Source organism: Streptomyces europaeiscabiei (assembly GCF_001550375.1).
Taxonomy (GTDB): Bacteria; Actinomycetota; Actinomycetes; order Streptomycetales; family Streptomycetaceae; genus Streptomyces; species Streptomyces europaeiscabiei.
The window spans coordinates 1-6,570 of record NZ_LRTR01000246.1 but is presented as its reverse complement, the minus strand read 5'-3'; the positions used below and the strand labels follow the sequence as shown (position 1 = coordinate 6,570).

Below are 6,570 nucleotides of genomic sequence, written 5' to 3'. Positions count from 1 at the left end.
AGGGCGGCCGGGACGGTGCGCAGCTGCCGGCCGACGCGGCCGGGGAGCCGGGGCCAGGCGAGCAGCAGGACGAGGGTGAGGGCGCTCACGGAGACCGCGGCGGGGTGCAGGCGCGCCAACTGGGCGGGGAGGGCGCCGATGTTGGCGCTGACCGAGCTCTGCGGGGTGCCGCCGAGGACGATGTGGAGCTGGGCGACGGCGATGGTGACGCCGATGCCGGCGAGCATGCCGTGCACGATCGCGGGGCTGACGGCGAGTGCCGAGCGGGCCACGCGCAGGTGGGCCAGTCCCAGTTGGGAGAGGCCGGCGAGGACGGTGATGGCGCAGGTGGTGCGCCAGCCGTACTGGTGGATGAGGTCGGCGGTGACGACGGTGAGACCGGCCGCAGGGCCGCTGACCTGGAGGGGGGAGCCGCCCAGGCGCCCGGCGACGAGGCCGCCGACGGCGGCGGCGACGAGGCCGGCCTGGAGTGGGGCGTCGGTGGCGAGGGCGATGCCCAGGGACAGGGGGAGGGCGATCAGGAAGACCGCGATGGAGGCCGACAGATCGGCGGCCGAGACACGGAACCGGCGGCGCGGTCCTTCCGGGGGGCTGTGCGGTCGGTGATCACGCTCCGTCCGGTTCGAGTCCGGGCCGGTGGCGTGGGTGGGGACGCAGGCGGACATGTTCTCCCGTCTCCTCCGGGGCTGCGCGGTCGCGTGGGTCGCGGCCGTGGGGCACGGCGTTCAGCGGCGGGATTTCTCAACGCTCAGTAAACGAATCGTAATGCAGGGTAAAGGATGTGCAAGAACATTAGCCGCAAATAGGTCATTAGATCACCCATGAGGATGAATGCAGCTTTTCATCGGCTTGTCGTATTAATCATGATCGGGACTCTGTGTGACCTTGGCTGCTCTGCCCCTGAGCGAAGGAAGAAGGTGGGCGGAACATGGCCGTCACCCAGAGGATCGCCGTCGGCGTCACGCTCGCCGCGACCTGCGCCGCGGCGCTGGCCGGATGCGGGATCGGTGAGCCGACAGGAACAGTCGGCTCACCTGGCGCGAAGAAAGCGGAGAAGGAGGGCCGGCAGGGCGCAGCGGCCACGAAAGAGGGCGTGCCGGCGCCGCCGAAGGCCGCGGTCCGGCTGATCGGCGACGGCTCCACCGCGTACACCGGTGTGCAGCCGCACCTGCGCAGGCCCGAACGGCTGACGCCCGGTGGGAAGCCGCCACAGTTCGTGGTGTTCTCCTGGGACGGCGCGGGGGAGGACAGCCAGCGGCTCTTCTCGCACTTCCGCAAGGTGGCACGGGCCAACGACGCGACCATGACGTACTTCCTGAGCGGCGTGTACATGCTGCCGGAGGAGAAACGCGACCTGTACCGCCCGCCTCAGCACTCACCGGGCCGGTCGGACATCGGCTTCAACGACGTCCGCGGAATCAGGGACACCGTGGACCAGTTGCGCGGCGCGTGGCTGGAGGGCAACGAGATCGGCACGCACTTCAACGGCCACTTCTGTGGCCCCGGCGGCGGGGTCGGCGAATGGTCGGTCGAGGAGTGGAAGAGCGAGATCGCCCAGGCCAAGTCCTTCGTGAAGGCCTGGAGGACCAACACCGAAACGGAGAAGACCGAGCCGCTGCCCTTCGACTACGACAAGGAGCTGATCGGCGCCCGCACACCCTGTCTTGAAGGCCAGACGAACTTCATGCGGGCCGCCCGCGAACTCGGCTTCCGCTACGACACCAGCGGAGTCAAGGACCAGGTCTGGCCCGAGCAGAAGGACGGGCTGTGGGACCTGTCGATGCAGCTCGTCCCCGTCCCCGGGCGGGACTTCGAGACGCTGACCATGGACTACAACTTCTACGTGAACCAGTCCGGGGCCCGGGCGGGCTCGGCGGCCAAGCGGGAGCACTGGGGCGACCAGTACCGTGACGGTCTGCTCGCGGGCTTCGAGCGCGCCTACGAGGGCAACCGTGCACCCCTGATCATCGGCAACCACTTCGAGTCCTGGAACGGCGGCGTCTACATGCGTGCCGTCGAGGAGACCATCGAGGCGGTCTGCGGCAAGGCGGAGGTGCGCTGCGTCTCCTTCCGGCAGCTCGCCGACTGGCTCGACGCCCAGGACCCGGTGGTCCTGGACAGGCTGCGCACCCTGGGGGTGGGGCAGTCCCCGAAGGAGGGCTGGAAGAACTTCCTGTCCGCCGGACCGGCACCGGCCCCGAAGGGAGTTCCCGGGGCTCCGGCGGCCAAGCCGAAGAAGAGCGGGGCCGGGGCGGGCTCGAAGGGGAGCCGCGCCGGGGCCCGGCCACAGGAGTGAACGGAGCCGGGGCGGCCACGGGGCTCAGACCGTGGCCGCGACCCCTTCGGTGAGCACGAACTCGGGGTCGATCTGCGAGGCCAGGTCGGCCCCGGTCCTCTCGTTGCCCCAGCTGGTCGCGTTCTTCAGGTGGAAGTGCGCCATCTGCCGGGTGTAGCGCTCCCAGTCCCGCAGCTCGTAGGTGGCGTCGGCGGCCTCGTGAAGGGTGCGCAGCGATAGGCGGTTGGCCTCCTCCAAGCGCCCGAAACGGGGCGGGCGCCCCTTCTCCAGAGCGCGCACCCAGTCCGAGTGCCCGATGGTGACCAGCAGGTCGTCCCCGACCTCGGCGCGGAGGAAGTCGAGGTCGTCCTGACCGTGCACCTTGTTGCCGACGACTTTCAGGGCGACGCCGTAGTCGGCGGCGTACTCCTTGTACTGGCGGTAGACGGAGACCCCCCTCCGGGTCGGCTCGGCGACGAGGAACGTCATGTCGAAGCGGGTGAACATGCCGGACGCGAAGGAGTCCGAACCGGCCGTCATGTCGACCACCACGTACTCGTCGCGGCCGTCCACCAGGTGGTTCAGGAACAGCTCCACCGCTCCCGTCTTCGAGTGGTAGCAGGCGACCCCCAGGTCGGCGTCGGTGAAGGGGCCGGTGACCATCAAACGGACGGCTCCGCCGTCGAGTTCCACCGGACGGGCACAGGCGTCGTAGATCGCGTTGGGCTCGCAGACCCGCACCAGGCGCGAACCGTCGCCGGGCGGGCTGGTCTTGATCATCGTCTCGGCGGAGGTGATCCGCGGGTTGGAGCCGCGCAGATGGTTCTTGATCAGCGCCAGTCGGTCGCCCATCGCGGGCAGCTTGGCGGCCTCCGACTCGTCGAGGCCGAGGGCGGCGCCCAAGTGCTGGTTGATGTCGGCGTCGACGGCGACGACCGGTGCCCCGGAGGCGGCGAGGTGGCGGATGAACAGTGAGGACAGCGTGGTCTTGCCACTCCCGCCCTTCCCGACGAAAGCAATTTTCATGTTCACTAACGGTAGTGGGGCAAGTGCCGGCGGTGTTCGTGTGGCGGTGGAAGACCACTCCTTCGAGGGGTCGGCCGCGGGTGCGCGTAGGGTCGTACTCATGAGTACGACAGGTGCGGCCGCCGATCCGCTTGCGGCCCTGGGAGAGCTTCCCGGTGTGGCCGAGTCCGTGGAGTCCGTGCGCAAGGCCGTGGACCGGGTCTACGGCCACCGCGTCATGCGGCGCCGCAGCAACGTGGTCACCTCCGAGGCGGCCCTGCGCGGCGCGCGCGGCTCGGCGGCGCTGTCCGGCGCCGACTGGGCTCTCGAAGAGGTGCGCCGTCGTACGGACTTCAGTGGCGAGGGCGACGACGAGGCCCGCGCCATGGGTGCCGCGTTGCGGCTGACCGCCGAGGCGGGCCAGTTGCTGTCCATCTGGCGGCAGTCGCCCCTGCGGGTGCTGGCCCGGCTGCACCTGGTGGCCGCCGGTCATGACGACGCGCGCGTGGGGCGGCCCCGACAGGACGGGGAGCCCGTCGACGAACCCCTCGTCGAGCTGCCTCTGCCGGGCGCCGACGAGGTCGCGGGCCGACTCGACGGCCTCTCCGAGCTGATCATCAAGGGCGGTTCGGCACCCGCCCTCGTGACCGCCGCCGTCGTCCACGGCGAGCTGCTCGCTCTGCGGCCCTTCGGCTTCCACAACGGCCTCGTCGCGCGCGCGGCCGAGCGGATCGTCCTGATCGGCAGCGGACTCGACCCCAAGTCGGTCTGCCCGGCGGAGGTCGGTCACGCGGAACTCGGCCGCGCCGCCTATCTGGCCGCCCTCGACGGCTATGTCTCCGGCACTCCGCAGGGCATGGCCGCCTGGATCGCCCACTGCGGCAGGGCTGTCGAACTGGGCGCGCGCGAGTCGACGGCGGTGTGCGAGGCGCTGCAGCGCGGGGCGGCGTAGAAACCCGGGAGGCCGGGCGGCGAAGAACCCCCGGAAAAGGGTTGCGGCGGTACGAGAATTCGTACCGCCGCTGGCATGTTCACCCGGTTACCAAGCGTCCTCGAAATATGCCCATCAGGTCGGGAACTGTGGCCCGTCACCTGGTGCGGCTGGCCCGTAATCGACGGGTCGACGTCGCGTGGGTGCCCGGTGTTCATGCTGGGTCCGTGGGGCCAAAATGAGTTTTAAAGGTGATCCTCTCGGATGTCCTTTGGTCTCGCGGGCCTTGAATCCTTTCTACTCCAGGATCGGGGCAAGCGGAACCCCTCGATGCGCTTCTTTACTTTTGGGTTCAAAGAGGGTGAATCAGCCACCGATGTGCCGACCGCAGGTCAGGCGGTCGCCACCCGGCGCCGGCTCGCGTACCAGACGAGCCCCGCGGTGGCCGCCGCGGCGCCTATGGCGGCAGCCGCGAGAAGGGCGGGGCGCGGCCGTACGGCCAGGCGCTGCTTGAGGCGCACGGGGCGGTGGAAGTCGAGAATGGGCCACCCGCGCGCGAGGGCTTCCTTGCGCAGCGTCCGGTCCGGGTTCACCGCGTGCGGATGCCCCACGGCCTCCAGCATCGGCAGGTCGGTCGCCGAGTCGCTGTACGCGTAGCAGTGCGCGAGGTCGTACTCCTCGGACTCGGCCAGCTCCCGGATCGCCTCGGCCTTGGTCGGACCGTAGGCGTAGTACTCCACCTCGCCCGTGAAACAGCCGTCGTCGCCGACGACCATCCGCGTCGCCACCACCCGGTCCGCGCCGAGGAGTTCGCCGATCGGCTCGACCACCTCGGCGCCGGAGGTGGAGACGATGACCACGTCCCGCCCGGCGATGTGGTGCTCCTCGATGAGGGAGGCGGCCTCGTCGTAGATGATCGGGTCGATCAGGTCGTGCAGGGTCTCGGCGACGATGTCCTTCACCTGTTGGACGTTCCAGCCCCGGCACAGCGCGGACAGATACTTCCGCATCCGCTCCATCTGGTCGTGGTCGGCGCCGCCCGCGAGGAACACGAACTGGGTGTACGCCGTCCGCAAGGCGGCTCTGCGGTTGATCAGGCCACCTTGGTAGAACGACTTGCTGAACGTGAGCGTGCTCGACTTCGCAATGACCGTCTTGTCCAGGTCAAAGAAGGCCGCTGTGCGGGGCAAGGAGTGGTTTTCCACGGGGCCGAGCATATGCGCCCGCCATTCGGGCTAGTGTGGGGCGCGTGGGTTTGCCTGAGAGGCCTCTCGGGTACACCATGGAAGTCACGGATCGTTCGCGACCGTGCTAACGCGGTCCGGCTCCTCCCCCCCCGAGTCGGCCGTGGAGACGACCCCCACTCTCCCCCCCGGTGGGGGTCGTCGCATGTCCGGGTGCGTTTTCCCCTCCTGTCCCCAGCCCGCGAGGCGCTTGAGTGCCCTCGTGGGCTTTCCTCTGCCCCGACACAGGAACCGTCACGGTCCGTAGTCGCAGGGATGCGCTGCGGAAGTCGTACAGGAGTCGCCTGTTCGGGTGACGGCGATATTCACAAGCGCCGAGTTGTCCACAGTTTTCGACCAAGATCCACACGATTTCCGGGATCGCTGCACCGTGATTCCAGCGCGTCCCGACGGCGGCGAGTTCATGGCCGGTTCCGTTTCCCGGATGCGTGGGTCCGGTTTCCGTCGGCCGCCGATATGGCGGCCGATCGCCGGTCCTCACACAGGACTTGAACACGGGCGCCCGGAACGCGGGGCGCCCGTGTGACGCAGCGAAGGGGGCTGGAAATCGTGGCGGGAGCCATCACCAACGACCGGCCGTCCACCGCCGAGGGGCGGCAGGGCAGGCCGTTGATCGTCACCGAGGACGTGGAACTGCTGGACGACCTGCTGCGCCTGTGTGCGGCGGCGGGCGCCCGGCCTGAGGTCCACCACACAGTGCCGGAGGGCCGGGGCCGGTGGGAGACGGCGCCGCTCGTGCTCGTCGGGGACGACGCGGCGCGGCGGCTGCGCGGGGCCGCGCGCAGACGAGGAGTGGTGCTCGTCGGCAAGGACCAGGACGACTCAGGAGTCTGGCAGCGAGCCGTGGAGATCGGCGCCGACCACGTCCTGATGCTGCCGGACGGCGAGCAGTGGCTCGTCGACCGCATCGCCGACGTGGCGGAAGGCGTCGGCAGGCCCGCGCTCACCGTCGGCGTGATCGGCGGCCGAGGCGGCGCCGGCGCGTCCACACTGGCCTGCGCTCTCGCCGTCACCTGCGCGCGACAGGGCACGCGCACTCTCCTCGTGGACGCCGATCCCCTGGGTGGCGGCCTGGACGTGCTCCTCGGCGGCGAAGGCGCCGACGGACTGCGCTG

At 69.8% G+C, this 6,570-nt stretch carries 6 protein-coding genes; 3 read left to right on the top strand and 3 right to left on the bottom strand.

Annotation, left to right across the window (positions count from 1 at the left end; translation table 11 throughout):
• Positions 1-665, bottom strand: a 665-nt coding sequence (locus tag AWZ10_RS11835) for a SulP family inorganic anion transporter (RefSeq protein ID WP_167365943.1), incomplete at its 3' end; no start/stop codon positions are given.
• A 263-nt stretch (positions 666-928) separates the two neighbouring features.
• Between AWZ10_RS11835 and AWZ10_RS11830 the strand changes: the two genes are divergently transcribed.
• Positions 929-2,296 carry a polysaccharide deacetylase family protein gene (locus AWZ10_RS11830; protein WP_060891038.1) on the top strand — a complete coding sequence of 456 codons (1,368 nt, stop codon included), beginning with the start codon at positions 929-931 and terminating at the stop codon, positions 2,294-2,296.
• Between the two features lie 24 nt (positions 2,297-2,320).
• On the opposite strand, the gene AWZ10_RS11825 is transcribed toward AWZ10_RS11830, so the two are convergent.
• A complete protein-coding gene (locus AWZ10_RS11825) occupies positions 2,321-3,301 on the bottom strand; it encodes an ATP-binding protein (protein ID WP_060891039.1) in 981 nt (326 codons plus the stop codon).
• A gap of 100 nt (positions 3,302-3,401) precedes the next feature.
• Here AWZ10_RS11825 and AWZ10_RS11820 point away from each other — a divergent pair, with 100 nt between their 5' ends.
• Positions 3,402-4,232, top strand: a complete 831-nt coding sequence (locus AWZ10_RS11820; RefSeq protein ID WP_046709645.1) for a Fic family protein — start codon at positions 3,402-3,404, stop codon at positions 4,230-4,232.
• 371 nt (positions 4,233-4,603) lie between these two features.
• Here the strand turns inward: AWZ10_RS11820 and AWZ10_RS11815 are convergent, their stop codons facing one another.
• On the bottom strand, positions 4,604-5,428 hold the full coding sequence (locus tag AWZ10_RS11815) for an HAD family hydrolase (RefSeq protein WP_045563048.1): 825 nt from the start codon (positions 5,426-5,428) through the stop codon (positions 4,604-4,606).
• A 576-nt stretch (positions 5,429-6,004) separates the two neighbouring features.
• Here AWZ10_RS11815 and ssd point away from each other — a divergent pair.
• Positions 6,005-6,570 (top strand): septum site-determining protein Ssd (gene ssd, locus AWZ10_RS11810; RefSeq protein WP_279616622.1); only part of this gene is annotated, 566 nt, incomplete at its 3' end.